This is a genomic window from Victivallis sp. Marseille-Q1083 (genome assembly GCF_903645315.1).
Taxonomy (GTDB): domain Bacteria; phylum Verrucomicrobiota; class Lentisphaeria; order Victivallales; family Victivallaceae; genus UMGS1518.
Genome location: NZ_CAHJXL010000001.1, coordinates 3,729,015 through 3,755,469, shown reverse-complemented (window position 1 = coordinate 3,755,469; position 26,455 = coordinate 3,729,015). Strand labels below are relative to the sequence as shown.

22 protein-coding genes and 1 pseudogene are annotated in these 26,455 nt (G+C 53.3%); 10 read left to right on the top strand and 13 right to left on the bottom strand.

Features of this window, described 5'->3' with window-relative positions:
• Positions 1-128 precede the first annotated feature (128 nt).
• The 5 genes from HWX74_RS15535 (at position 129) to HWX74_RS15515 (ending at position 6,000) form a co-directional block, all read left to right on the top strand.
• Positions 129-1,277, top strand: coding sequence for a GntR family transcriptional regulator (locus HWX74_RS15535; protein WP_176014406.1), 1,149 nt, complete (start codon positions 129-131; stop codon positions 1,275-1,277).
• Positions 1,278-1,288: 11 nt separating this feature from the next.
• Entirely contained in the window at positions 1,289-1,951 is a 663-nt protein-coding gene (locus tag HWX74_RS15530) for a DUF1559 domain-containing protein (protein WP_176014616.1), read from the top strand.
• The gene (locus tag HWX74_RS15525; RefSeq protein ID WP_176014405.1) at positions 1,948-4,203 is read left to right on the top strand and encodes a DUF4838 domain-containing protein; all 2,256 of its coding nucleotides are present in this window, start codon (positions 1,948-1,950) and stop codon (positions 4,201-4,203) included. Before HWX74_RS15530 ends, HWX74_RS15525 begins: the two co-directional genes overlap by 4 nt.
• On the top strand, positions 4,200-5,171 hold the full coding sequence (locus HWX74_RS15520; RefSeq protein ID WP_176014404.1) for a metallophosphoesterase: 972 nt from the start codon (positions 4,200-4,202) through the stop codon (positions 5,169-5,171). Before HWX74_RS15525 ends, HWX74_RS15520 begins: the two co-directional genes overlap by 4 nt.
• A gap of 625 nt (positions 5,172-5,796) precedes the next feature.
• Positions 5,797-6,000: a transposase gene (locus HWX74_RS15515; RefSeq protein WP_176014403.1), complete on the top strand. Its 204-nt coding sequence runs from the start codon at positions 5,797-5,799 to the stop codon at positions 5,998-6,000.
• Between the two features lie 237 nt (positions 6,001-6,237).
• Here the strand turns inward: HWX74_RS15515 and HWX74_RS20735 are convergent.
• From HWX74_RS20735 to HWX74_RS15500, 3 genes and pseudogenes are all read right to left on the bottom strand, one after another.
• A pseudogene (locus tag HWX74_RS20735) lies at positions 6,238-6,397 on the bottom strand (energy-coupling factor ABC transporter permease); the annotation flags it as partial.
• 56 nt (positions 6,398-6,453) lie between these two features.
• Positions 6,454-7,602, bottom strand: coding sequence for an aldo/keto reductase (locus HWX74_RS15505; RefSeq protein WP_176014402.1), 1,149 nt, complete (start codon positions 7,600-7,602; stop codon positions 6,454-6,456).
• Positions 7,599-8,837 carry an aldo/keto reductase gene (locus HWX74_RS15500; protein WP_217704977.1) on the bottom strand — a complete coding sequence of 413 codons (1,239 nt, stop codon included), beginning with the start codon at positions 8,835-8,837 and terminating at the stop codon, positions 7,599-7,601. Before HWX74_RS15500 ends, HWX74_RS15505 begins: the two co-directional genes overlap by 4 nt.
• A gap of 195 nt (positions 8,838-9,032) precedes the next feature.
• On the opposite strand from HWX74_RS15500, the gene HWX74_RS15495 reads away from it, so the two are divergent.
• A complete protein-coding gene (locus tag HWX74_RS15495) occupies positions 9,033-9,500 on the top strand; it encodes a MerR family transcriptional regulator (RefSeq protein ID WP_176014401.1) in 468 nt (155 codons plus the stop codon).
• Here HWX74_RS15495 and HWX74_RS20730 read toward each other — a convergent pair.
• Positions 9,416-9,787: a flavodoxin family protein gene (locus HWX74_RS20730; RefSeq protein ID WP_368506832.1), complete on the bottom strand. Its 372-nt coding sequence runs from the start codon at positions 9,785-9,787 to the stop codon at positions 9,416-9,418. The two genes, HWX74_RS15495 and HWX74_RS20730, sit on opposite strands and share 85 nt — an antisense overlap.
• A 551-nt stretch (positions 9,788-10,338) precedes the next feature.
• Between HWX74_RS20730 and HWX74_RS15485 the strand changes: the two genes are divergently transcribed.
• Both HWX74_RS15485 and HWX74_RS15480 read left to right on the top strand, forming a co-directional pair.
• Entirely contained in the window at positions 10,339-12,714 is a 2,376-nt protein-coding gene (locus tag HWX74_RS15485) for an Orn/Lys/Arg decarboxylase N-terminal domain-containing protein (protein ID WP_176014399.1), read from the top strand.
• 173 nt (positions 12,715-12,887) lie between these two features.
• Complete coding sequence (locus HWX74_RS15480; protein ID WP_176014398.1) at positions 12,888-14,375, top strand: basic amino acid/polyamine antiporter; 1,488 nt, start codon at positions 12,888-12,890, stop codon at positions 14,373-14,375.
• A gap of 392 nt (positions 14,376-14,767) precedes the next feature.
• Here the strand turns inward: HWX74_RS15480 and HWX74_RS15475 are convergent, their stop codons facing one another.
• Positions 14,768-16,075 carry a hypothetical protein gene (locus tag HWX74_RS15475; protein ID WP_176014397.1) on the bottom strand — a complete coding sequence of 436 codons (1,308 nt, stop codon included), beginning with the start codon at positions 16,073-16,075 and terminating at the stop codon, positions 14,768-14,770.
• An 18-nt stretch (positions 16,076-16,093) separates the two neighbouring features.
• Positions 16,094-16,258, bottom strand: a complete 165-nt coding sequence (locus HWX74_RS15470) for a hypothetical protein (protein WP_176014396.1) — start codon at positions 16,256-16,258, stop codon at positions 16,094-16,096.
• Between the two features lie 883 nt (positions 16,259-17,141).
• Here HWX74_RS15470 and HWX74_RS15465 point away from each other — a divergent pair.
• The gene (locus tag HWX74_RS15465) at positions 17,142-17,735 is read left to right on the top strand and encodes a sugar O-acetyltransferase (protein WP_217704976.1); all 594 of its coding nucleotides are present in this window, start codon (positions 17,142-17,144) and stop codon (positions 17,733-17,735) included.
• A gap of 478 nt (positions 17,736-18,213) precedes the next feature.
• Positions 18,214-18,486 carry a hypothetical protein gene (locus HWX74_RS15460; RefSeq protein WP_176014395.1) on the top strand — a complete coding sequence of 91 codons (273 nt, stop codon included), beginning with the start codon at positions 18,214-18,216 and terminating at the stop codon, positions 18,484-18,486.
• Positions 18,487-18,584: 98 nt separating this feature from the next.
• Here HWX74_RS15460 and HWX74_RS15455 read toward each other — a convergent pair whose 3' ends face one another.
• From HWX74_RS15455 to HWX74_RS15425, 7 genes are all read right to left on the bottom strand, one after another.
• Complete coding sequence (locus HWX74_RS15455) at positions 18,585-19,169, bottom strand: transposase (protein WP_176014394.1); 585 nt, start codon at positions 19,167-19,169, stop codon at positions 18,585-18,587.
• Between the two features lie 507 nt (positions 19,170-19,676).
• A complete protein-coding gene (gene cmoB, locus HWX74_RS15450) occupies positions 19,677-20,660 on the bottom strand; it encodes a tRNA 5-methoxyuridine(34)/uridine 5-oxyacetic acid(34) synthase CmoB (RefSeq protein ID WP_176014393.1) in 984 nt (327 codons plus the stop codon).
• Positions 20,657-21,376 (bottom strand): carboxy-S-adenosyl-L-methionine synthase CmoA, encoded by a 720-nt coding sequence (cmoA, locus tag HWX74_RS15445; RefSeq protein ID WP_176014392.1) that lies wholly within the window; start codon positions 21,374-21,376, stop codon positions 20,657-20,659. Before cmoA ends, cmoB begins: the two co-directional genes overlap by 4 nt.
• Positions 21,377-21,385: 9 nt before the next feature.
• Complete coding sequence (locus HWX74_RS15440) at positions 21,386-21,940, bottom strand: HdeD family acid-resistance protein (protein WP_176014391.1); 555 nt, start codon at positions 21,938-21,940, stop codon at positions 21,386-21,388.
• A 106-nt stretch (positions 21,941-22,046) separates the two neighbouring features.
• Positions 22,047-24,470 (bottom strand): homocysteine S-methyltransferase family protein, encoded by a 2,424-nt coding sequence (locus tag HWX74_RS15435; protein ID WP_176014390.1) that lies wholly within the window; start codon positions 24,468-24,470, stop codon positions 22,047-22,049.
• Positions 24,467-25,105, bottom strand: coding sequence for a hypothetical protein (locus HWX74_RS15430; protein ID WP_176014389.1), 639 nt, complete (start codon positions 25,103-25,105; stop codon positions 24,467-24,469). Before HWX74_RS15430 ends, HWX74_RS15435 begins: the two co-directional genes overlap by 4 nt.
• 359 nt (positions 25,106-25,464) lie before the next feature.
• Positions 25,465-26,274, bottom strand: coding sequence for a nitroreductase family protein (locus tag HWX74_RS15425; RefSeq protein ID WP_176014388.1), 810 nt, complete (start codon positions 26,272-26,274; stop codon positions 25,465-25,467).
• Between the last annotated feature and the right edge of the window lie 181 nt (positions 26,275-26,455).

Genomic DNA, 26,455 nt, shown 5'->3' with positions numbered 1-26,455 from the left:
GACGGAGTTCGGCCGGAACCGGATCCTTCCAAATGATTTTTTAAGCAAATTTATTTCAAGGGTATTGACAGAAAACTAGACCTAGTCCTATACTATAAAATAGCAAGCTGGAAATATGGGAACAGGTCATGATTCGAGAAACGGGAAAAAGTCAGACGATTTACCGTGAACTGCGCGCCCGGATTGTCTCCGGGCGCCTGGAACCGGGACGGCAGTTGCCGAAGGAGAGCGATTTCTGCCGCGAATTCGGCGTGGCGCGCGAAACCCTGCGCCGGGCGCTGGAACGGCTCGAGGCGGAGAATTTGATCGACCGCCGGCGCAGTCTGGGCACCTTCGTGGCGGAGCGCCGGGAACGGCCGCCGGTGATCAATTTCCTGTTGCCCTGTTCCGATTTCCTGTCGCGGCGCGGGGTGGTTCCGGTTTTCAACCGGCAGCTTTTCGAAGGGGTGATGACCGAATGCTACCAGCGCAATTGCCGGGTTTCCACCATTGCGGTTTCCGCCGACAACGACAACCGCCACATTGATCTGCGCCAGTTGCGCTATCTGGAGCCGGAGAGCCGGGTAGTGATCCAGTCGGCGTGGTTTGAGCCGGTCTTTCCGTATTTGGAATCGCTGAACTGCCGCATGGTTTTCGTCGGCGGCTACATAGTCGAAACTCCACTGCTGAACGGCATGCCCCGGCCCCGGCCGCCGGCGACGGCGAAGAAGGTGATCTTCAACGACCGGTACGCTTTTGAACTGGCCGCGACCGAGCTCTACAAAGCCGGTTGCCGCAAGGTAGCGCTGGCGGCACCCGCTTATGTCGACGATCTTTACAACCCGCCGCGCAACGGCTATCTCGAGGCCGCCGGCCGTTTCGGGCAGAAACAGCCGTTGATTTTTCCGCTGCCCGATGCGGCGCCGCGCTGGCCCTGGCTGCCCGGTATTCTGTCCCGGCGCCACGCCGAAACCGGTTTCGACGGGCTGGTGCTGTGTCCGCGCGACGGCGACGAACCTGATTCCGGCGTTTACTTCAACTATACCTTAGGTCTGCCCGATTCGGTGAAGGTGGTGATCGGCTGGCTGATGCCGGAGCGGTCATTCCAGGAGTCGTGCCTGCCGTCGGTGGTCTTCGATACCCCGGCGATCGGACGGATCGCGGCGAAAGCGCTGCTGGACGAGCGCTTCGTCGCCGATGAAATCGTGATTTCGCCTCATTTCCGCAAACCGCCCCCGGGAGACGTCCCGGCGGCGTGGAGCAGAGAGGATATGCCATCACTCAACCCAAATAACTGAAAGGAAGAAAAATGAACACCTCAAAATTCACACTGATAGAACTTCTCGTGGTGATTGCAATTATTGCCATCCTTGCCAGTATGCTGTTGCCGGCTTTGTCCAAGGCGCGGATGGCCGCCCAGTCGATCAAGTGCACCAGCAATCTGAAACAGTTGGGGGTAGCCTGCGTCCTCTTTGAAAACGACGAGGAGCATTTGCCGTATGCGGTGATCCGGCAGCCCACCAATTCCCCGGCGGGAGGCGGCATCTTCCGGATGTGGTACGAGTATCTGCTGGTATATGCCGGAGGGACCGACATGTTTCAACCGGATTTTTTCTCGTCGAACCAGCAGATGCCGGGAATTTTCATGTGTCCGGCATACACGCCGGTCAAAAATCCTGCCTGGTCGGACGATGATTATTCGCAACAGCTCCAGGGCGACAAGGCGATGACCGGCTTCAGCTACAATGCCTACATCGGCTACGAACCTTCCGGTTTCTGCGCAATTGCTTCAAGCAAGGTCAAGGAGCCGTCGCGTTCCTGCCTGATGCGCGATTCGGAACGCGCCGACCAATGGGAAGTGAATACGGTTTACCTGCATCACGGCAACAAGGACAATATTCTAATGCTCGACGGTCATGTCGAAACCTTGAACGACGGCAATAAAAACAATGTGATCTACGACGTACAATGAAACTGAAACTGACGACCTTACTGATCGGAATCGGCTTGACGGTTCTTTCTCTCCGGGGTGCGGAGGCATTTCTGGCGGAACAGGGAATCAGCCGTTACGCCGTCCGGGTGGCTGAAAACGCGACTCCGGCGGAGAAAAACGCCGCCGCCGAACTGATCCGTTATCTGGAAGCGATCTGCGGAAGCCCGCCCCGGTCCGGCGAAGCGCCGCATGTCATTTACGTCGGTCCGGGGCCGGAGGCGCGCCGGCTGCTGCCCGACCTCGACTTCGACGCGCTGGAGGCCGACGAGATCGTGCTGCGCACGGTCGGGGACGACCTGGTGCTGGCCGGAGGACGGCCGCGCGGCACGCTCTACGCGGTCTGGGAGTTTCTCGAAAAGCTCGGGGTGCGCTGGTGGACTTCAAGCGAGAGTACGGTGCCGCAACTGGAACGGCTCGCGCTGCCGCAGTTGAATCTCCGTTATGCGCCGCCCATCCGGGACCGCAATGCGATGTTCTGCGATGTGGCGTCCCACCCGGAATTCGGAGTGAAGCTGCGTCTGAACGGCTTCAATACCACGGTCGGACCGGAATGGGGCGGCAATCATTCGCCGCTCGGCTTCGTGCATACCATCGGCAAACTGATCCCGGCGGAGGAGTACTTCGAGCCCCATCCGGAATATTTCGCCCTGGTCGACGGCAGGCGGGTACCGGATCAGCTCTGCCTGAGCCGGCCCGAAGTTCGGCACCTGCTGATCGAGAAAAGTTTGGAATGGCTGCGCTCCGCCGACAATCCAACGGTGATTTCGGTCTCCCAGAATGACAATTACCACTATTGCCGTTGTCCGGAATGCGCTGCCTTCGATGCACGCGAGGGCTCTCCCGCCGGCTTGATGATCGATACGGTGAATCAGGTCGCGGCCGCGGTGGAGCCGGAGTTTCCCGGCGTCCTGGTCGAGACGCTGGCTTACCAGTACACCCGGCAGGCGCCGAAGACAGTGCGGCCGCGCGGCAACGTACTGGTGCGTCTCTGCTCCATTGAATGCGACTTCGGGCGCCCGCTGGACGATCCGGCGAATGCCGATTTCTATCGGGACCTGGAAGAGTGGAGCCGGATTGCACCGCAACTGGCCGTCTGGGATTACGTCTCCAATTTCAGCAATTATCTGGTGCCGCACCCGAATCTGCCGGTATTGGGGCCCAATCTGCGCTTGTTTGCGGCGCACCAGGTAGTAAGCGTATTGGAACAGGGCGATTATCAATCGCCGCGGACCGGCGAGCTGTCGGCCTTGAAAACCTGGGTATTGTCGAAGCTTCTGTGGAATCCGGAGGCTGACGCCGGCGAACTGGTTGCCGAGTTCCTCCACGGGTACTACGGCGCTGCCGCACCCCACCTGGCGGAATATCTGGAAATTCTTGAGTCGGAACTGGCGGCCTCGGGTGCGGCGTTGCCCTGTTACCATTATGCGGCCAACTTTCTTTCGACGCCGGGCATGATCCGGTGTGCGGCGGCGTTCGATCGCGCCGAGGCGGCAGTTGCGGAGGACCCGGTCGAGCTGGAGCGGGTGCGGCTGGCCCGGTTGCCTCTGGATTTCGCGCTGATTCTGAATTATCCGCGGGCTGCCCGGGAGCCGGGCTTTGCCCCGGAACGTTATCCGGTTGCCGATATGGCGGCATTTGCCGAGGCGGCAATCGCCCGGGCCGAAACCAACGGCTGTGTCATGGTGCGGGAAAATGCGCCCCTGTCGGGAGCGGTCGGCGCCTTTCGGCAGTTGGCGGAAGCGGTATCGCCGCTGCCGCCGGAGTTCGCGGCGGTGCCGCCCGACCGGATATTTGACTTGCAGGACGGCTTTTTCGCCCTGGAAAAGAAACCGGAGGTGAGCCGGATCGCCGATCCCGAAGCCTCGGACGGAGCGGCAATTGAAATGCGGAATGCCCCTTTCTGCTGGGCGGCAAGCTGTTCCTTCTGTTGGCCGATGGTGCCGGAAGCGGGACGATGGCGGCTTTATGCCGTCGCAGCGGTCGACGGGGACCCCGGAGAAGGGAATGCTTTCTCGGCGGGCAGCCATCACACCGGAACCGGCCATACCACAGCGGCAGGCGTGCCGCTGGCCGCCGCCTGCGGCGGCGGTTACCGGGTCTTCGATCTGGGTAGTCATGATCTGGACGCCTATTGCGTGATCTGGGTCGCTCCGGCCGGCAATCCGGCGGTGAACACGTTGCGTTTCGACCGAATCGTCATGGTAAAAGAAGAAGAAGGAGACGAATTATGAATCGGACCATTGTCGGGCTGGTGTCCCTGTTCTGTCTGGTTTCGGTCGGAGCGACGCTTCGAGCCGGAACGGACCAAGGGGCTTTCGAGTTTGTTTTCATGAGCGATCTGCATTTTCACATCGCCGGTTTGCCGGAGGAAGCGTTGCAGGGTTCGGCGGCGCGGCTGCTGCAGGACGGACCCGGTGAATTCATCATCACCGGCGGTGATTACGACAATTTTCCCAACACCGAAAAGGCGATGGAGCAGTATCTGCTGCAGCCGTTGCGGGAACGCGGAATCGCTTATCCCTGGTTCGCCGCGGTGGGCAACCATGATCCGGAGTGGACAGCGAACAACTGGAAAGAAAACAACGACGGCTCCGGCCGCAACATCAAGGACATCATTGCCCGCAACCGGAAGATGGAGGCGGTGATCACGCCCGGCCCGGGAGCGGAGCGGTCCAGTCTGGAGGAGTACAAGCCGGACGGTGCCCAATGGACTACGTTCTCCTTCGACTACAGCAATTGTCATTTGGTGATTCTGGACTTCTACAGCGCGCGGGATTTCGAAAACCGCACCCTGGGACAGGCGGATCCCGCTCTGGTCGACTGGCTTGAGGCCGATCTGGCGGCGACAAAGCAACCGCTGATTTTCGTTTTCGGCCATGAACCGGCGCTGGCGTTCGACGGCGTGGCACAACCCGGCGCCGATCCGGCACCGATCGATCCGGCGGACCGCATGGATGGCGAGCGGGAACGCTTCTGGCAAGTTCTGCAGTCGGATGAACGGGTGGTCGCCTATGTCTGCGGCCACACCCACTGCTACGGACTGATCAGGGACGGCGCTCTGTGGCAACTGTGCACGGCGCAGGAGTGGATCGGCTTGAAGATGTTCGTGAAGTTCTTCGTCGCAGGCGATTCGGTCACTGCCCGGGTGTATCAGTGGAGCGATTCGGGTTATACGACGCAGGATCACAAACTGCGGTGAGACCGCTTTTTCAACCTGCCGGAACCGATGCCGGAATCTTTCCAATCGCCCGCCGGGAATATAAATCGTCGGAATTTTCCCGGCGGGCGATTGGCTTCCTCTCCAAAAGAGAGAACGCTCTTATCGTTTCCGGTGACTGAGTGAACAACACCGGGGCACCGCACAATTTGTCCCTCCCATGGTTCAAGAGATGTCCGGAACCAATTATATGCGAATGCAGTTCGGACAGGAATGTTTGGTTCCATCAATTTTTGATGACCGCAGGTAAACTGCAAGCAATTGATCTGCGCATACCGGGGTTGTCGAATATCAACAGATCAAGTTTTCGATCAAATTCCTTGACTGCCAGTAAACCTCCGTCGCGGTTGATGGCGCCGCTATCGGAATTGAATTCGATTTTTTTGCGGTTCGGCTCTTGAAAGACCGAATTGGAAATACTACATTTTGTCCGAGGCAGACCTTGAGGCCATAATGCAAATCAACCTGTTAAAATATAATACGTTAATCGACGTTCCGCCTCTTTAGCCTGAATATTGCGTAAATTTTCAAAAACAAAGAGGCAGATTCTCGACTAACATATTATATTGTAATATCTTACATCACAATATAATGCCGAGGTCTGCCAATGACAAAATGTAGTATTTCCAATTCGGTCTTTCAAGGTCCGAAAAGCAGAAAAATTGAATTCAATTTCGCCGGTGGAGATATCAGCAGTGACGGCGGGTTGCTTTTTGTTAAAGAATTCGACCGCAAACCCGGTTTGACCCGGCGCGCCTGCTGGATTCTTTTGATATTCGACAGCCCGGAAAAGTTGAACATTCCTATCTGAGCATGCTTCGTCAACGAGTTTTCGGGTTGGTTGCCGGCCATGAAGATCTCAACCTGAATATTGCATAAAATTTCGCAAAGCAAAGAAGCAAAAATATCGATTAAGATATTATATTGTAGTAGCTTACAAGCTGCATTATAACCTCTATATCTGTCTGTGATAAAATGTAGTGCATCAAGTTCGTTCTTTGAAGGTCCGGCAAACAGAAAAGCAGAATTTCAATTTCGATGGCGGTGATATCAGCAGCACGCCCGCCATCACAATGAACGCCGGGGACGGCCCCCGCAGCGCCGCCAGCAGGACCGTTTCGCCGATGTGACCGCTCAATCCGGTCCCCGGAATCGAAAAGTGATATCTGCGCGGCAAACACAAACGCTCCCGCCACGCCCATCAGCGGGCGGGAGACAGCAAGGCATCGGCCATGTTGTATGTCCTTTATATTTTGACTTCCGGCTATATCCCGAACAGGCCCGCCGCCTGCTTCATCTTTTCCCGGATCGGGACGTGAAACGGACAGCGTTTTTCGCATGCGCCGCACTGAATGCACTCCGATGCGTGATGCGGCAGAAGCCGGTAGTGTTCCCGGACAGTCTCCGGGATTTCGCCCTGCGCCAAGGCCAGATTCAAATACTTGTTCACGTCCGCCACGCTGATGTGTTTCGGACACGGGGCGCAATGGCCGCAGTACATGCAGTGTCCCGACCAGGAACACTTTTCCAGCCCGGCCAGCACCGTCGAATAATCCTTCTCGGCCTCGGTTGCGGTACACCATGCCAGCACCGCCTCCAGTTCCGGAATCGTCCGGCAGCCGGCCATCACCGCGGCGACCGCCGGACGGGTCAACGCATAATTCAACGCCTGAACCGGCGTCATCGCCCTGTCGAACATCGACTGGTCGGCTTTCAGGAGATCGCCGCCGGCAAAGGCTTTCATCACATCGATGCCGACACCGCGCCGTTCGCAGAGTTCATACAGCGCTTCCCGCTCGGAATTGAAATTGTGGAAGCTTTGTTCGTAGACTTCGTCCGCCCACAGCTTTTCCACGTCCTCATCCGGCGGCTGCAGATCGTAGCAGGGATTGACGGAGAACATCAGGACTTCCACCAGGCCGGTTTCGACCGCCATTTTGGCGACGGCCGGATTGTGGCTGGAGATTCCGATGGAACGGATTTTCCCGGCCGCTTTCAACTCTTTGACGTATTCAATGAATTCTCCGTCGAAAATGCGGCGGAAGTCTTCGAGTTGGTCACAGTAATGGATCATGCCGACATCGAGATAATCGGTTTCAAGACGTTCGAGCAGGTCGTCGAAAGCGGCCCGGGACGCCGCTACATCGCGCGTCCGTTCATACTGGCCGTTTTTCCAGACGGAACCGATATGTCCCTGAATCACAAACCCTTTCCGCCGCCCGCGCAGAACCGCACCGATGGTCGAACGCAGTTCCGGCTCGGAAGCGTAGAGGTCGATGAAGTTGACGCCGTTGGCGACGGCGCAATCCATCAGCGCCTGCGCGTCCGGGCGCGTTTTTCCGGCGAAGCCCTCGCAGCCGAGCGCGACGGCGCTCACCTTGATTCCGGTTTTCCCGAGTTCACGGTAAATCATTTGAACTCCTCCGCGATTTCCGTCATGAATGCCGGAATATCGATCTGTTGCGGACATTTCTTTTTGCACGCGCCGCAGCGGACGCAGGACGAGGCGCGCTGTTCTTCCGGCATCGCGTCGTAAACCAGTTTTGCGTGGAAGAGCGCGAGCCCGCCCTTGACCTGATTGTGCAACGCAAGGTTGCGCGGGATATCCACCCTGACCGGACATGGCGAGCAGTATTTGCAGGCCGTGCAGGGAACCGCGCCCGATTTGCGGTAGGCCGCCAGCGCCTCGGCAATGGTCTGCCGTTCCGCGTCGGTCAGCGGCCGGAACGGGGTAAAGGTCTTGAGGTTGTCCTCCATCTGGTCCGGCGCAGACATGCCGGAAAGCACGACCTGCACGTTCGGCAGGCTCGCCGCATAGCGCAACCCCCACGAGGCGGTGCTGGCATTCGGATCGGCATCTCCAAAGACCTTTTTCGCTTCCGGCGTCAGGTTGACCAGCGTTCCGCCCTTCAGCGGCTCCATGATGGAGACCGGAATGCCGAGCCGGGTCAGAATTTCATACTGTTCCCCGGAGCGGCAAAGCTCCCAGTCCAGATAGTTCAGTTGAATCTGCACCAAATCCCACGGATGCGCCTCCGCGATTTTTTTCAACGTTTCCGGCTCGCCGTGGAAGGAGAAGCCGAGGCGGCGGATTTTGCCTTCGGATTGCATTTGCTTCATGAATTCGAGTGTTTTAATCCGCTGCGCTTTCTCCCAATGCGCCTCATTCAGCCAGTGGAGGAAATAGAAGTCGAAGTACCCGGCCCTGGTGCGGGCGAGCTGTTCATTGAAGATCCGGGTGTTGTCCGCTTCGGAATTCATCATGATGATCGGCATCTTGCTGACCAGACAGTAGCTGTCGCGCGGATACTTCGCGAGAACCTCCCCGGCGAGTTTCTCGCTCTCGCCGTCGTGATACATGTAGGCGGTGTCGAAGTAGTTGCAGCCGGCTTTCATCGCTCTTTCAACCATCGCTTCGGCGGTCGGGTAATCGACTTTGCCGTCCTTCTGCGGCAGTCGCATCAGCCCGAAACCCAGCAACGGCAAAGTCATGCCGGTATTTTTGTAGGGACGCCGCGTCACCTGCGGTCCGGTTTCGCCGGTTTTCCTGTCCATGTTGCCGGGGTTTTCCGCGGCTCCGGCGAGGTGTGCGCCCGAACCGAGCGCGGTTACGGTCAGGGTGCTTTTCTGAAATTCACGCCTGTTCATATTCATTGTCTCCATTACTTTTCAATTCGTTTGCTCACCCGTTCGTCTTTACTATTTACCATAAACGTTACAGTAACTATAAGTCAATGCCGATCCGCAGAAAAAACATGATTTTTCCAAAAAATTTGCATTCCTCACGAATCATGCATATATTAGAGTGACACTTAGAGTAACATTAATATTGAGGTTTTGCCCGTGAAAAAGCCGTCACCCTTTGAAGGTCTCTCCGACCGCACCCCGAAATACACGGTGAAAGAGGTCGCCGACAAGCTCGGAATGACCACCTACACGGTCCGCTATTACGACAATGCTGGCCTGATTCCCGGCGTCGACCGTACCGGCGGCAACATCCGGATGTTCTCCGACCACAATCTGGCGTGGCTCCAGCTCATTCATTGCCTGCGGATGACCGGGCTGCCCATCGATGAAGTCCGGCATTACATCAAAATGTGCCTCAAAGGAGAATCCACCATTCCCGAACGCGCCGAACTGATCTTCAAACAGGAGAAAGTCCTGCGGGAACAACTCAAGATGCTGAAAAAGCAAATGGACATTCTCGCGTATAAGAAGCAGCACTATCAAGAGCTTCTCGCCGGGCACGGCGCGGACCGCTGCAATCCGAAAGTTCTGCTGGAAGAACCGTCCATCGTTCCGGCGGAGTGATCACTTGGCGGCATTGTTTTCGGCCAGTATTGACAGGATGCCAGCGGCATGCCGCGGTGAACCGGATACTTGTTCAACTGATCCAATGCGGACGTGGTTCCAGAACGCCGGGCGCTGACGACAGTTGCCGCGATTTTCCCCTGAAACGGATTGTCGTGGAGGGGACTGAAAAACGCCCTGTCCATAAAGGATTTCATCGTGCCGGATATTGCGACGAAATGCACTGGAGAACCGAAGACGAAACCGTCGAATTGTCCGGCCTTATCCAGAAATCCATCCCAGAACATTTCCGTTCTGACGCCGTTTTGATTCAGCGCGGCACCGACTTCGCTCAATTTGGAGAAGTTTACCAAGCTGTCAATGGTGCCATTCGAATGTTGACACGGAATACCTTGAAAAAGCTTTGCGCATGTCATTATTTGTAATATTACAAACCGGAAAGCGTATAAGATTAAAGAAAAAAAATTGAATATATCCTCTTGAAAATAAGAAAAAGGAGAGGTATAATTGTTTTATAGAGGAGTATTTCAGGTTTTTTTCCCAAAAAATGAGGAGGATGAATTATGATGTGCCTGTTCTTGCCTTTTTATCGTGTCGGTATGGTTTGGGACTATCATTCCTGATTCGAAAATTCAATACTAATATTTTTTCAACTATACCATTGACTGCGGTTGTACGTCTTGGGGTGCAAACTGTCTTTGCATCAAAAGCTTCAATATAAAAATATTTTGCATGCTTAAGGAGGAGAAGACATGAAAATTGACAGAGGATAGTTGTTGATTGGAGGAGAGGAGTCAATAAAATAATAATTTGCAAGTACAATCTTGAGGAGGAGAAAATGAAAATCAATAAAAACATTCTGTTTGTCGCGAACTCTGCCAATTGGGCAGACGAGCATCCGGCTGTCGTAGCACTTGAAAACCTGGGAAAAGCGTTGACGGATCTGAACCTCGATGTGCACTATGCCTGGTCGCTGGAAAACGGAATCACGCTTTTGGGCGAAAGCCCCAAATACAGTGCCGTCGGAATCTATTTGGATGCCGAAAACAGCCATACGGAAAAAGAGGCTTTGCAGCTTATCCAGGAAATTCGCGCGGTATCCGAAACATTGCCGATTTTTGCATTGACCAGAGAAGATCTTATTTCCACATTGCCGCTCGATTTAATCCGTGAAATTAAAGAGTACATTTATCTCTTTTCCGAAACCCCTGAGTTTACCGCCAATCGAATTTTCACCGCTATTTTCCAATATAACAAACACCTCTTGCCGCCTTACTTCAAAACCTTGAAGGATTTTACCCAGGATGGCGACTATTACTGGGATTGTCCGGGACATATGGGAGGGATGGCCTATTTGAAACATCCCATCGGCGTGGAGTTTTTTAACTTCTTCGGCGAAAATATGTTCCGTGCCGACATCGGCGTGGCGACATCGGAAATGGGCGATTATCTGATCCACGCCGGCCCATCCAAGAAATCCGAGGAAATTGCCGCTGAAATATTCGGAGCGGATTGGACGTTTTATACCGTCGCCGGTTCATCGGGTTCCAACCGAATCGTTGCGCAGGGGGCCGTCGGAGCCAATGAGATAACCGTGGTTGACAGAAACTGTCATAAATCGTTGAATCATGGTTTGACCCTTTGCGGGGCGCGTCCCGTTTATATGAAGCCGACCAGAAACGGTTACGGCTTGATCGGCCCCATTCCGGCCAAACGCATGTCGAAAGCGCATATTAAAAATTTAATTAAAAACAGCCGGATCACCCAAAACGCCGTATCGCAAGAGCCCAGCTATGCGGTGGTAACCAATTGCACCTATGATGGTTTCTGCTACAATGCCAGTAAAGTTGTCGATACCCTGAAAGACAGTGTTCCGCGCATACATTTCGATGAGGCATGGTATGCATACGCAAAATTTCATCCGATTTATGCGGAAAGATTCGCCATGGGCGTCAGCGATAAAATCAAGAATATGCCGACCATTTTTGCAGTCCAGTCCACGCATAAAATGCTTCCGGCCCTTTCGATGGCCTCAATGATTCACGTCAAAAAAAGCGATCGCGCCCCTCTTGATTTTGACGATTTCAATGACTCCTTCATGATGCACGGGACGACTTCTCCGTATTATCCCATCATCGCGTCAATTGATGTCGCCGTATCGATGATGAAGGGCAATTCCGGACGTTATCTCGTGCAGGAATCCATCGAAGACGCCATCGCTTTCCGCAAAGCGGTCGTCAGTATCAAACGCAAAATTCAGGAAAAAACCCCCGGCGACTGGTTCTTCGACGTGCTGCAGCCGACCGAAGTCGAAGATCCCGGAACGGGCAAAAAATATTCCTTTGAAGAGGCCCCGGTCTCGCTGCTGAGCCGCGAACCTTCCTGCTGGGCGCTGGATCCCGATGCGAAGTGGCATGGATTTGCCAGGGAGGACATCGCCGATACGGACTGCATGCTTGATCCGGTCAAGGTTACCGTCACCTGCCCCGGTATCACCCCGGACGGCAAATATCAGAAAATGGGCATTCCCGGCTATATTATGACCAAATTTCTGGATGACAGAAGAACGGAAATTGCCAGAACCGGGGATTACACCTTGCTGATTTTGTTCTCGGTCGGTACGACCAAAGGCAAATGGGGTACTTTGATCGAAAGTTTGCTTGAGTTCAAACGTCTCTATGACAATGGGACGCCGGTTGCAGACGCGATACCGTCCCTGGCTGAAGTTTCGCCCAAATACGCGCAGATGACTTTGAAAGAGTTGTGCCAATCCATGCATGATATGATGAGCAAACTTGGACTCATCGATCTTTTGGATAAAGCCGCCAATGCTGACCCGGAGTCGGTTCTTTCACCGGCGGAAGCCTATCAGAAGGTGGTGCGGTACAAGGTGGAACACGTCAAACTCAAAGAGTACCCATCCAGAATTGCCGCCAGCATGCTGGTGCCTTATCCGCCCGGCATTCCGATGCTGATGCCCGGAGAAAGAATATCCGAGAAGGACAAAGGAATTATCGGATATCTTGAAGCACTGCAGGAATTTGATAAAAACTTCCCGGGCTTTGAGCATGAAATCCAGGGGGTAAACGTGGATGAAAATGGAGATTTCTGGGTAAGGGTAATTATCGAGGACGCGAAAAAGCTTCCGGCGTCAAAGAAAACCTCCTTCAAGCCGCGTAAGGTATCCAGCGCCATTAAAAAGGGCCGGATGTAAATAAATTTTCGCGTCCGGCCAGGCCTGTTCCCCGAGGCAAGCCTCGGGGGGATTTTTCGCCAGATAACGGCGAGCCGCTTCGCGGGCAGCCGCCCCAAACGGTCCTGTCCTGTATGGCAATCGAGAGGCAGGGACTTGCCGTCTGAAAAAATTCAAAAGAAAGTTGTAATTTTATGTCACAAGAAAAAGATCAGAACAAAGACAAAACAAGTACCACGGCAAAACTTGGTTTTTTTGCCCTGGTCACTGTTGTTGTCAGTTCAATGCTGGGAGGCGGCGTTTATAGCCTGCCTCAAAACACGGCGCAATCATCCGCGGCCGGCCCTGTCATCATTGCGTGGCTGATCGTCGGTTTCGGCGTGTTCTTCATCGCGAATTCCTTTCGAATCCTGTCGGACATCAGACCCGATCTGAAAACCGGCGTCTATATGTATGCCAGAGAAGGCTTTGGTAAATTTGTCGGTTTTATCACCGCCTGGGGATATTGGCTGATGACCATCTTCGGCAACGTGGCTTTTGCCGTTATTTTGATGGATGCCCTGGATTATTTTTTCCCCGGTGTTTTTACCGGCGGGAATAATTTAAATTCCATCATTGGCGGATCAATTCTGATTTGGTTCTACTATATATTGGTTTTAGCCGGAGTGAAGCGGGCCAGCCTGGTGAATTTGATTGGAACATTCAGTAACATGTTACCGATTTTCTTGTTCATCATCATTCTGATATTTTCATTCAAGTTTGCTCTCTTCGATGCGAACTTCTGGGGAAATTCAGCCAAAATCGCTTCTCAGGATTTAGGCTCGGTCGCCGCGCAGATCAAAGCTCCGATGCTGGTCGCCTTATGGTGCTTCATTGGGGTGGAAGGCGCCGTCGTGTTGTCGGGCCGAGCCAAAAATCCGACCGATGTGGGCAAAGCTACGACCGTCGGGTTCCTGATTGCTCTCTGCCTTTATATGTTGCTGTCCATTTTGCCGTTCGGAGTAACCACCCAGCACACGCTGGAAGGCATTGCGAATCCGTCAACCGCCGGTGTATTGGCCATTGTTGTTGGAAAATGGGGAGAATGGCTGATGAACATCGGACTGATCATTTCCGTTCTGACAAGCTGGATTGCATGGACATTGCTCTGCGCGGAAATCCCCATGGCCGCGGGCCAGAATGGGACTTTCCCGAAGGTATTCAGCAAAATCAACAAAAATGGCACGGCCGGAGTCGGCCTGCTGGTGAGTACAATTATCATGCAAATTGCGATGTTGGTCGTCTATTTCGCCAACAATGCGTGGCAGGCAATGTACAGCGTGAGCTCACTGGTTATGCTGCCGGCTTATTTGACCACGACCCTGTTCCTGTTCAAGCTCTGCCGGACGGAACAATATCGCCAATATGCCGCCAAAGGAATCATTCTGGCGACCATCAGCGGGATCATCGGCTTTTTATTCTGCCTGTTCATGTTTTACGCAGGAGGGCTCAATTATGTCGCAATGGTTCCAGTACTCCTGACTGTCGGCGTGCCTTTGTTTTTCTGGGCGCGCAAAGAGCAAATTGCCCGGGGCGACAATACGCCGATATTTTTAACCTCCGAAAAATGGTATTTGGCAATTCTGCTTGCCTTGGACGTACTTGCCATCAGCCTGGTGGCCTCCGGGACAATTACCCTGTAAACGCCGGGAGCAGAGAACAGCAGCCGGAACCTGGGATAATTCTCCGGTTCCGGTTTTTTATACTGCACTGACTCGTTGAAAAACGTTCCATTGGGCAAGACGGCCAGAATTCTGCACATCCCGCGGCAACCAGAATCGCCTGCGGGCTTTTTTCAGTCCCCTGCGAAAAAGCGAATAAAACCATTTAACTGCGTGACTTTAAGCCAAATAGGTGGATTATTTAGGTCGCACACTCATGGTTCAACCGTTTCAGAAAACTCCTCGTCCGATACGAGAAAACGTACATGACATACCGGGACTTGCTGCATTGGGCGGCCGCGATGATGATCATGAAGAAAGTCATGAGGATTTAGATGATTATTTATTGATTGACAATTTCTTAGAGTGTCTTGCTATTTCGTCGTTTCTTCCGACGCCGCTCCGGCGAAAAGTTTTTCCCATTCGGCCTGCTTGCCGTATTTTTTCATCAGACCGGTTAATAATTCGCGATTGCCGTGGTCGTACAAGAGCTTTACTTTCCGGGCATTGTAAGTGCTCGGGTATCTGATCATAAGATCTAACAATAATTGTCCCCGTTCATTAGGTATATAAATGTCAGTTTCCTCTTCAAAATCATAACCTAACACTATGAACGCAGTCATCAAACCGGCAGTATATACATCATACTCTTCTGAAGATTCCATATCGATCAGTCGTTTCTCAATAACTGTCTGTACAAAAGCAAATCGATCCTTAAATGGTAATAGCTTTAAAGCTGGGCGTGTTCGATTTATTTCTCTTTTCAAAGAACGATCCATATTTATTTTTCGATTATAAGGCATTGAATAGTGATAGTCTCTTTCAAAGATATAATCGCTCAACAAGTAAGCAAATAATAGTTTAACTTCTAATGGCTCAATATTGGCTGCTTTCTCAATACCGGATAAAACACGACCATCCAATTGACAAAATTCACTTAGGAATAAGTCATCTGCTTCATTATCATCAAATAAATGACTTTGCAATTCTTGAGGGAAATTAACCAAAAATAAAAAACGGGCACTCTGTCCAATATATCCTCCATCGTTATCCAACAGTTGTAATTTGATCTCTGACCAACGGCTCCACCATAGGTCCGGAGAATTCTGAAGCAATGCTTCTTTCCCGGCAAAATCATTTGGCAATTCAAAAGCACGGGTTGCCGAACATAAGTAATTCATCAACAGATAGGTATAGAATGAATTATCAGTATTTTCATAATACCCCTTACTCCATGCGATAAAACGATCAAAAGAATAATTTATTTCTAAAAAATCCATATAATAGAACGGAATTTTTAAAGCATCAAGATGCTCTTGATATTCTGGGTCATATGTCATACACTTACGATGATCTTCATCAAAATCTCTCTGCTTTATATATTCTTGTACAAGAGATTTTGGTAAATCAATCAAGTAGCAATTCAGTTCGTATCCTCCAAATATTATTTCTCTTTCTTTTCCATATAAAAGTTTTGCTTTCTCTCTGCCTTGCGGCACAGATATATTAATTATCCGCAAATTAAAATCATCAATTCCATGAATCTGTTGAAAGGCATACTTGTATTCTTGCAACTGTTTCAAATATGGTTTATATTCTTGGAGTTGATCATATGCGTTCGCTTGGAGAAAGAGATTTCCAATTAACGCAATAAACAGAATTCTGCAAATAAATTCAACCACGTTAATTATCTCCATAAATCATTTATTATAATAGCTTTTAAATTCATTTTCAAAAAAGTTTTTCCCCCATTCGGCCTGATTGCCGTATTTTTTCATCAGACCGGTTAATAATTCGCGATTGCCGTGATCGCACAAGACCTTTACTTTCCGGGCATTGTAAGACTCGGGGATTTCATCAGTCAACCCAATAAGCGATTCCCGCGTTCCGCCGGGGTATCTCCGGTCTCATTGTCAAAATCATACCCCCATACGACAGAAGCGACCATCATTCCTGCAACATAAACTTCATAGTCCGCAGAATATTCCACCGCAGCCAAATGTTTATCAATCGTTTCTCGAACAAAAGAAAAATATTCTTCAATCTGTCATGAAATTTCTCTCCTGTGACAACTCCTCCTCTGCCTCAACGGCAAGACAATGCACAGTTACGATACACAACAACCTAAAGGTTGTCATGAAGATTTTACGCTTGAACTGTCGCTTTTCCTCTGCAATCTTTGTTCTATGGCCTGTCATTCAATGTCTGCCCTGCGCTACATTCATATAACAGCTCAAAAATATTCCATTACCGGTATCATGAGTGGCCATAACTGAGTTCTGCAATTCTAAAAACGAGCTACAAATTTCTCTTTTCAATAATTTTGCAGTCAATCAGATACAGTATTACATAAGCATCTGTTCCCTACACTAAAATAGCATTACATATTTGCTATTTCAAGAATAAACGGTTTGTCTTATCAAATAAGCGAAACCGGATCACTGGCCTAAACGATTCACCCGCTGTCGGAAATTATGCTTTCGGCGGCTGGTTTGCATGCGTCAGTCATCCGTGGCAAGCGGCGGTTTGCTTCTTCCGGCGCCGTATGATATAGTAATCAATGATTTTTTCAAGTGAATTTCCATTTTTGTGGGTTTTTGCGAATAATAAAAATGCCTCACTTGAACTTTTTATCCCGTTTTTTTTGAAAATTTTTAAGGCGAAGGTGATATTTTGATCTTTCTCTTTCAATAACAACAATTTAACACATAAGGTTTTGACCAAACCAAGTTCGCCACAAGGAGATAAATGATGAAAGTCCAAGTTCCTGTAAATTGTTTGTTCCAGGGGTGCTATAATCCTGAATTCGAAGCGGAAATCAGTAAATGCAAAGATAAATGCTACAGCTATAATCAACTGAATCCCAACGATCGGGAAACTCAACGCCAGATGCTTGCCGGAATATTGGGTAAAATGGGAGAAAACGTCATCTTCACTCCGCCGTTCTGGTGCGATTACGGATATAACATTTTTGTAGGCGATTATTTTTATTCAAACCACAATCTGATCATCACGGACGGGGCAAAAGTATCATTCGGAGACAATGTTTTCATTGCCCCGAACTGTTGCTTTACGACCGCTGAACACGCCATTGATCCGGAACAGCGCAGGATGGGCCTGGAAATCGCCAAACCGATTGCCGTCGGCAATAATGTCTGGATTGGAGCCGGAACAACTGTTCTTGCCGGCGTAACGATTGGAGACAATTCCGTAATCGGAGCGGGAAGCGTGGTTTCCAGATCCATCCCGGCCAATGTCGTTGCCGTTGGCGTTCCTTGCAGAGTGATGAGAAAAATCACGGAAGAGGACAAATACCGTTATCCTGTATATCGCGGAGCTTGAGACATCGCACCCGAAAAGATCACCTCGCCGATAATTCGGCAGTCCTGATAAAATTTGTAGCGATAGCCACGGGAAAAAGCTTGGATAACATTGCTGATGCAGTTCTGATTTCCGGGTCAAAGCTCCGCTTGGTTCGGTGAACGCAGTCTCTTCTCTTTGGCTGGAACAAGTCTGAATAATCGCCTCTTTTGATGGTCGGACGTGTACGCCGGTTCTCTTTTACAGCCCGGAAAATTTGCGGCAACGCAAGTTTCAGTCGGTTTGCCGTTGTCCGCAGATAACCGGTCCTGCTTGCAGCGGCAAAAGAAAAAAATAATGTTGTTAAACGGCAAATTTTATTGACGGAACCTGATGCCGTTTATAGATTATGCAATCCTGTCAAATCAATTATTTTTTTCAATCTGAAAAAGAAAATTTGAAAAATTTCGTTTCAGTGATATTAGTAAATCAGCTTAAACCTTCAAAAGGAGAATGAATCATGCCGAGAGGAAAACGAGTCAAAGAGTCGGAAGCGTTGAAAACAGCTTTTGCCGCTTACAAAGAGTTGTCCAGTGAGGAACAGACGGCTTTCCGTAACAAGGCCTTTACGTCGATGCTGGCCGGCTTATCCCTGGAAAACAAAAAGAAATTCCGGGAGTATCGTGAGCAGTTGCTGAGCGACCTTGGCAAACAGAAAGATCTGCAGGAAAAAATCGAAGCGCTGAGCGAAGTGCCGACGGAAGTGCTGCAGGCCGTTCTCGAAAAAAGATAAAAGTATTTCGACTGAAACGCTCAGGGATTTTTCCTGAGCGTTTTTTGTATTTTTCGACTATTTTTCACTAAAAAAACTGAAAAAAATTGCTTATTCCACTATTTTTTATTTAAAAAAATCCAGTATTGTTTTTGATTTCTTCCATCCGGCCGGTATTTTTTTGAACATCGGTATTCCAGACAAAAGATAGTGTATCCAAAGTCAAGGGCTCTTTGATGATTTTTTGAAAAATCTTCATCGAATGGCGTCTTATGAACAACCATTGAGCGAAGCATCAGAAGCATCTTCCGTATGCAAGCACACCGAGCGGTCATTTTTTTCTTGCTTTTGGCGATCAAATGCTGATGAAATTCCTGAAGAAGCGGAATTTTAGGAACTCCGGGAACCAAATCCCGATAAAGGATCTGCCGAAGTCGTCCTGATGATCTTCGGCTCAAATAAGAGGAATGAACGCTTGAACTGAATTCCACAATTCGAGGCGCCAAGCCGGATAAAGAGGAAAGTTCCTTCGCCGAATACTGTCTCAGCGAGCCGATTTCAGCGAGTATGCTGCAGGCGGAAATGAAGCTCACGCCCGGCATGGTCGTCATGATGTGGACTTCGACAAACAACTCTTCATCTTGAACCACACAGTCCTTGATTTCTTTGTCGATTTTTTCAATCTGAACAGTCAGAGTCGCCAACGTCTGGGCATTGATTTTGCGAACGATCGGAGAAGTCAGCGTATCCTGCGGCTTTGAAGATTGACGCGAGCTTTAATCAAGCAGTTCGTTCGCGGGAAAGTTCGCGAATGGTCAGAAGCGTTTTTGACGGGCGATTCGTAGGCTTGGGCCGGCGTTCCGTACCGAACCGGGCTATGGCTTATGCATCAAGCTTATCTTTTGTGCGGCAAGTTCAGACTTTATGAAGTTGATTAATCCAGTCGCTCAAATGCTGCGAATAACAGCCGGTGTTTTCCATTACGATCCGAATATCATATTCCGGAACGGTTTTCTTTGCCCACAGAAAGAATTGCTTGACGCCTTCCGGCGTGCGTTTAAAATTTCGAGGTAATCTTTGCCTTGTTGTCTGTAAATTGATCCAGCGCGACTGAAAAATTCGCCTTGCCGACATCGAATCCGGCCCAAATACTTGCTTTCGTTCCTTCCATGCTTGCATCCTCCCGTTTCTGTTGTACATCAATATTCAGGTTAATCGGCTCGGGCCAACAGCACCGCCCGCCGCGGCGCCGGATACCCCTCCACCGTCAATGCCGGATTTTCCGGATTCAGAAAATCGGCCAGCGATTCGAAACGCATCCAGGCGGTGGAGCGCTGTTCTTCGACACTGGTGACGCTGATATCCGCCGTCCGGACCGCCGAAAAGCCGCAGCGCCGCAACCAGCGTTCCAGCAGCGGCAAAGCCGGGATGAACCAGACGTTCCGCATCCTGGCATAACGCTCCTCCGGCACCAGCACCCGATCGTCATCCCCTTCGACGACCAAGGTTTCCAGCACCAGTTCTCCCCCCGGCCGCAACAGCTGCCGCAATTCCAGTAAATGATCCAGCGGCGACCTCCGGTGATACAGGATTCCCATCGAAAAGACCGTATCGAAAACCCGCATCCGCGGCGGCAGCATTTCAATGCCCAACGGCAATACCTGGACATTTTCCCGCGGCTCCAACCAGCGGCGCAACAGGAAAAATTGCATGACATACAACAGCGCCGGCTCAATGCCGACCACCCATTCCGCGCCGGCGCCGGCCATTCGCCAGGCATGGTAACCGCTGCCGCAGCCGACATCCAGCACCATCCGTCCGGCCAGCGGTTGAATCTGCCGGCGCAGTCGTTCCCATTTCCAGTCGGAACGCCATTCCGTATCGATCAGAACGCCGCCGATCTCGAACGGCCCCTTCCGCCACGGGTGCAGTTTCTGCAGCGCGGCCGTCAGAACGTTCCGCTGTTCCGGCGATAAATCGCCCGGCCGGCCGGCCCGGACTACGGCGCTGTCCAGCGCATACTCGCTGAAATGGATTTCCGGCAGCGCCTCGAAGGCGCTCAGCCAACGGGGAAAATCGCCGTGATTCGCCGCCAACAATCCTTTCGAGGCGTGGGAATAGAGCTCCTCCGCCCAGGGGGCCAGTCTACTGTTCCGGGCGGCAGCCAGAAAATCCTCATAGTGGACGTGGTTCATTTGAAGGCGACGATGGAAACAAAGTTGAACGACTGAAACCAGACTTCCGCCTGCCGGTAACCGATCGACTGCAAACGACGCAGATGACAATCGATCGTATCGGGAATCAAAACATTTTCCAACGCGTCGCGCTTGCGGCTGATTTCCAGGCGGCTGTAACCGTTGCCGGCTTTCCAGTCGTGATAGATTTCACGGAACAACTCCCGGTTGGCCAACGCTTCGAAAGTCACCTTCTCCGACAGAATCAGCGCCGCTCCCGGCAACATGCTGTCCCAGATTCGCTGCAGCAGCGGCATCCGGTCTTCCGGCGCCAGGAATTGCAGCGTATAATTGGAAACGGTCAGAATATTGCGTTCGAAATCGATGTCGCGGATATCCGCCTCCACCACCTCCACCGGCACCGGATTGGCGTCTGCCGCCACCTTCAACCGGCAGCGCTCCACCATCGCCGCCGAATTGTCCACCGCGACAATCCGGCAGTCCGGCACCGCAATCCGCGACCGCATCGCCAACGTCGTCGTCCCGAGCGAACAACCCAGATCGTAACAGTTCGCTCCGGCCTGAGCCAGACGGCCGGCAAACAGCCCGCACATCGCCACCACGTATTCATACCCCGGCACCGAACGCCGGATCATATCGTCGAAGACACCGGCCACCTGCTCATCGAATTGAAAACGGACCGGCGGCGCTCCGGAGGCAAAAATCGTATCCCGCACGCCGACAGCCTATTTGCGCACCCTGAACAGCACCGAAGAGAGCATGCAGAGAAACGCGCCGTAGCACAGCAGGAAAATGCCCAGCAGCCAACCGATCGTTTCAAGCCCGCTCAGCGGGTTCAGCAGCACCATCAAACCGACGATCAACGACAATCCGCCGGAAATCAGCGACATCAGCCGCAACGGATCGCGGGACGGCATCCTGGTCAGGGCGAAATAAACCTGGCTGCCGCCGGACATCAACAGCCAGAATGCGAAGATCAGCACCACGGCGATGCTGGCCACGCCCGGCAAAACAATGATGAAAATACCGAGCAGAAAGACCACCACGCTGTAAAAAATCAACAGTTCCCGATAACTGCGGACATTCAACGCCTGGACAAAAGAACCGAGACCGGCCACGCACAGCAACAGGCCGCACGCCCAGGCCAACGCGATCACCGCCAAGCCGGGATTGACGATCATTGTCACCCCGACCAGGATCAACAAAACTCCGCGCAGCAATGCCATGCCCCAAGTCGGCGCCATCAATAATTTTCCGCCCCAAACCGCCAATTCCTTCATAATACCACCTCTCATTCCGCTCTACGTAATCTATTTTACACCCGCAACCATATTATAATACGGCAAAGCGGCATTTTCAAACCGCCCCAGCCGCCTTTTCCCCGGCTTATTCCGCCCGCCCCGCCACTTCCTGCGCCCATCGCACCGTCGCCATCGCATCGGCGCCATAGGCATCGGCGCCGATCTCGTCGGCATACGCCTGATCGACGACCGCGCCGCCGATGATGAATTTCACCTCCGGCAAACCGGCCCCCCGCACGGTCCGGATCACTTCGGCCATCCGGGTCATCGTCGTCGTCATCAGCGCCGACAGCCCGACCAGTTTGACGTCGTGCTCCCTGACCGCCGCCAGAATCTCCGCCGCCGGCACATCCTTGCCCAGGTCGATCACTTCGAACCCGTAGTTGCGCAACATCAAGCCGACGATATTCTTGCCGATGTCGTGAATATCGCCTTCCACCGTCGCCAGCAGGAAACGCGTTTTCGCCGCCCGGCTGCTCTGCCGCGCCGTCAAAAGCGGTTCCAAAAACTGAAATCCCCTGCGCATCGCATCGGCGCTCATAATCAATTGCGGCAGAAAATATTTCTTCTGCTCGAACCAGTCGCCAACCTGATTGATCGCCCGGATCAGACAATCGTCCACCAATACAGACAACGGCACCTGCTTCGCCAATGCCTCCTCCAGCCGCCGGCCGATATTTTCCTCATCGCCCTCCAGCACACAGCGGAACACCTGTTCTTCCGGCGACAACGCCGCCCCGGCCGCCATCGCCGGCGATGGCAGTGAAGCCGCCGCGCTGCCATAGCGTTCGACATAACGCCGCATCCTGACATCCCGGCCGCTCAGCACATCACCGGCCGCCACCGTCGCCATCAGCAGTTCGCTGGACGGGTTGGCGATCGCGCAGTTCAAGCCACGCCCCAGCGCCATGCCGAGGAAGGCGGTGTTGATCCAGTTGCGTTCCGGCATGCCGAAACTGACATTGGACAGCCCGCAGGTGGTGCTGACCTGAAATTGCCGGCTCGCCCATTCGATCAGCTCCAGCGATACCGCTGCCGCCCGCTGATCGGCCGAAACGGTCATGATCAGCGCATCCAGAATGATATCTTCCTTGTGGTAGCCCAGCGCCTGCGCCGCCCGGAATATCCGTTCCGCCACCGCCGCCCGCGCCGCCGCCGTCGCCGGAATGCCTTCGTCGGTCAACGGCAGCAAAATGAACATCGCGCCGTATTTCGCCGCGATCGGCAAGGTCACTTCCAAACGTTCCTGTTCGGCCGAAATCGAATTGACCAGCGCCCGGCCCGGATAACGCCGCAACGCCGCTTCCACCACTGCCGGGTCGGTCGAATCGATGCACAACGGCAGTTCGGTCGCCTGCAGCAAAGTATCGATCGCCTTCAACATCATCGCTTTCTCATCGATGCCGGACAAGCCCATGTTGACATCCAGCACCGCCGCACCCAGCCGGGTCTGTTCCAAAGCAAAGGTTCGCACCAGATTCATCCTGCCGTCGCGCAATTCGGCCTGCAGCGCTTTTTTGCCGGTCGGATTGATCCGTTCGCCGATGACGACAAACGGTTGATCGTCCCCCCAGAAACAACAGCGGTGCGGTGCCGAAACGGCGCTCAACGCCGCCCGATGCGGCGCCTGCCCGATCAACGTTTTGGCGGCGGCGGACTGGGCGGCAATGTGTTCCGGCGTCGTGCCGCAGCAGCCGCCAATCAGATTGGCGCCGGCGTCAATTAATGCCGGCGTGAAGCCGGCAAATTCCGACGGTCCCATTGAAAACACCGTCCGGCCGCCGATCAGTTTCGGCATGCCGGCATTCGGTTTGGCCACCAGCGGAATCGTCGCATACGGTTTGATCGCCGCCAGCAGTTTCACCATATCCGCCGGACCGGTCGAACAGTTGCAGCCGAACGCATCGACGCCGAGCGCCTGCAGCGTGATCAAACTCGACAACGGATCGTTGCCGGTCAGGGTCCGCTGCGCTTCATCGAAAGTCAGTGTCACCAGAATCGGCAGATCGCACAACTCCCGGATCGCCAGCACCACCGCCCGGGTCTCCATGATATCCATCATCGTCTCGACGGCAAAACCGTCCACCCCGCCGGCCAGCAGCGCGGCCGCCTGTTCGCGGTAAATATCGACCGCCGCTTCAAACTCCAGATCTCCGAACGGCGCGAGAAATTGTCCGGTCGGCGCCATATCGCCGAACGCCAACGCCCGGCCGGCCAGATTTTCCACCGTACGCTCCGCCAGCGTCCGGTTGATTTCAGCTGCCCGTTCCGCCAGCCCGAACTCCGCCAGTTTCAGGCGGTTGCCGCCGAAGGTCGGCACATAGACAATATCGCTGCCGGCCGCCACATAACAATTCTGAATGTCCGCCACTGCCTCGAAATGTTCCATCGCCCACAGTTCCGGACTGACGCCCTGCCCCATGCCGCGTTTGATCAATTCCGTCCCGGTTGCTCCATCGAGCATCACCACTTTGGCACGCACCAGCGCCTGAAAATCCTGTCGAGTCATGCACCACAATCCTGTACTGATAAATTCTCCACCCCGGCAATCGCCGTCACACTCTTCTCCGGCGACATGATAAAATACTCATTGACGGCCACGCCGATCCGCTCCAATTCCAGCAACCGGCCCAGATCCCGCTGACATGCCAGCGGCAAATCACCATATCCGGGAGAAAACCGCCGCCGGGTCAGCCGGCAGCCGCTCCGGCTCAATTCCTGGCCGATATAAGCCTGCAGCCAATTCATCGCCTCATCGGCACTTTCGCCGCCGACCGCATCGAACACCAGCGCCCGCACCCCGTCATAGTTTGTTCCGGCCTTGCCGGCCGCTTCGACGACAGCGCTGCCGGCTGTCGCCGCGAACAGCGCCGCCGCCGTAGAATGGCTCAACAGTTGCACCAGACGCCGGCTCCGCCAGACGGTGCCGTCCGCCAGTTCGACCTGTTCCTCATCGCGGCCGGCAAGCGGTATAATCCGCCAGACGCCGCGCAATTGACAAAGGCCAAATGCCTCGTACATCAAAAGTTCCAGCTTGTCGCGCTGTCGATCGGTCATCGTCGCCAGCTGCCGATGCCGTCCCAAACGATTGTAAACGGCCGCGACCGGCAGGTTGACCGGAATCCGATTCTGCAACCTGATCACCACATTTCTCCCGATTTCATACCGTATAATTTACCACCAACTCCCTGGAAATCAATGCCGGCTTCGCAAAATCCCGATTTTCTCAAGTCAATCGAAAGGGAACCAATAGAATATCTCGATGAATGCTTTGTTTTCAATTCGAACATCGTTACGCTGATAAGCCTGCTGAATCAAGTTAAGGCGAAACTCCCCAGCGCCCTGAATCGCGTCCCCCCTGAAACCAGAATCATCCCAATATCAAAACGTTGCCGAATCAACGCTTGAACCGCTGGCGTCTCCACAGGGCGAACGGCAATTGCAACGGGCCCGGACAGTGATCGAAACGGCCGGCGCGTCTTATCACCATACCGCCGATTGCATCACTCCGCCCAGGTCAGATTCAGCGGCCGGCGGCTCGGAATTCGTTCGAAACGGTGGCGCGGCCAACCGATTGCCAAAGCCCCGGCGACCGCCTCGCCCGGCGGCAGCTGCAATAACTCCGCCATCCGCGCGTCACCGGCCATCGCAGCCGATTCGATCCAGCCGGCCCAACAACTGCCCAATCCCACCACCGGCGCATAAATTCCGGCATAGGTCAGCATGAACCGGCCATTCTGCCGGAACAACGGCGCGGCCGCTTCGTTCATCAGCGCTAAAATCAGACACGGCGCCCCCCATAACACATTGTCTTCGCCGGTGGTGCGATGATGAACGATCATCGCAGCCAGATGCGGCGCCAATTGGGGCAGTTTTCCGGCCCACTGCATCGACGCACCGACAATCTCTTCGAGCCTGGCGCGATCGTCGACGACATGAAAATGGACGCCCTGCGTATTGCCGGCGGTAGGGGCAAACCGGGCGACGTCGAGCACCTCCCGGATCGTTTCGCGCGGGATCGGCTTCGCCAGATAACTGCGGCAGGAACGCCGGGCCCGCAACAGATAAGCCGCCTTCGACCGCTCCGGCAATTCTGCCGGTTCGATCGCTTCCGGCCCGGCATGCGGCGCATTCACATTGTCGATCGCCCCGGTCGGACAGACGGCGACGCAATGGCCGCAGGCGATGCACGGCCTGATACGAACCCGGGGGCCGCGCGGCCCCATCTCCAAGACCCGAATCGGGCATTCGTCGACACAACCGCCGCAGCGGATGCATTTTTCGGTATCCAGGCGGATGAATTCCTTATCCATATTTTTTCTTTCCATTTATTCTTCGCCAGCCGGACAATCGAACTTGCCGCGCCCCGCTCTTAAAACTATAATACGCTTTGGGGACAAAAAAAATTTTGCCAGGCTTATTTTTGACTCATTTCTTTGAAAAAGATCAAAAATTTCAAACGGTTAAGCCCATCGTCAAGTTGCTTTCTCCGCC

What these genes read in the sequence shown, in the direction of transcription:
- HWX74_RS20730 (WP_368506832.1), bottom strand. Translation starts at nt 9,787, where the DNA reads ATGTTCTGGGATGGATTTCTGGATAAGGCCGGACAATTCGACGGTTTC.
- HWX74_RS15525 (WP_176014405.1), top strand. Translation starts at nt 1,948, where the DNA reads ATGAAACTGAAACTGACGACCTTACTGATCGGAATCGGCTTGACGGTT.
- HWX74_RS15460 (WP_176014395.1), top strand. Translation starts at nt 18,214, where the DNA reads ATGCCGAGAGGAAAACGAGTCAAAGAGTCGGAAGCGTTGAAAACAGCT.
- HWX74_RS15435 (WP_176014390.1), bottom strand. Translation starts at nt 24,470, where the DNA reads ATGACTCGACAGGATTTTCAGGCGCTGGTGCGTGCCAAAGTGGTGATG.
- HWX74_RS15500 (WP_217704977.1), bottom strand. Translation starts at nt 8,837, where the DNA reads ATGAACAGGCGTGAATTTCAGAAAAGCACCCTGACCGTAACCGCGCTC.
- cmoB (WP_176014393.1), bottom strand. Translation starts at nt 20,660, where the DNA reads ATGAACCACGTCCACTATGAGGATTTTCTGGCTGCCGCCCGGAACAGT.
- HWX74_RS15480 (WP_176014398.1), top strand. Translation starts at nt 12,888, where the DNA reads ATGTCACAAGAAAAAGATCAGAACAAAGACAAAACAAGTACCACGGCA.
- HWX74_RS15485 (WP_176014399.1), top strand. Translation starts at nt 10,339, where the DNA reads ATGAAAATCAATAAAAACATTCTGTTTGTCGCGAACTCTGCCAATTGG.
- HWX74_RS15425 (WP_176014388.1), bottom strand. Translation starts at nt 26,274, where the DNA reads ATGGATAAGGAATTCATCCGCCTGGATACCGAAAAATGCATCCGCTGC.
- HWX74_RS15515 (WP_176014403.1), top strand. Translation starts at nt 5,797, where the DNA reads ATGACAAAATGTAGTATTTCCAATTCGGTCTTTCAAGGTCCGAAAAGC.
- HWX74_RS15440 (WP_176014391.1), bottom strand. Translation starts at nt 21,940, where the DNA reads ATGAAGGAATTGGCGGTTTGGGGCGGAAAATTATTGATGGCGCCGACT.
- HWX74_RS15505 (WP_176014402.1), bottom strand. Translation starts at nt 7,602, where the DNA reads ATGATTTACCGTGAACTCGGGAAAACCGGAATCAAGGTGAGCGCCGTC.
- HWX74_RS15535 (WP_176014406.1), top strand. Translation starts at nt 129, where the DNA reads ATGATTCGAGAAACGGGAAAAAGTCAGACGATTTACCGTGAACTGCGC.
- HWX74_RS15520 (WP_176014404.1), top strand. Translation starts at nt 4,200, where the DNA reads ATGAATCGGACCATTGTCGGGCTGGTGTCCCTGTTCTGTCTGGTTTCG.
- HWX74_RS15530 (WP_176014616.1), top strand. Translation starts at nt 1,289, where the DNA reads ATGAACACCTCAAAATTCACACTGATAGAACTTCTCGTGGTGATTGCA.
- HWX74_RS15465 (WP_217704976.1), top strand. Translation starts at nt 17,142, where the DNA reads ATGATGAAAGTCCAAGTTCCTGTAAATTGTTTGTTCCAGGGGTGCTAT.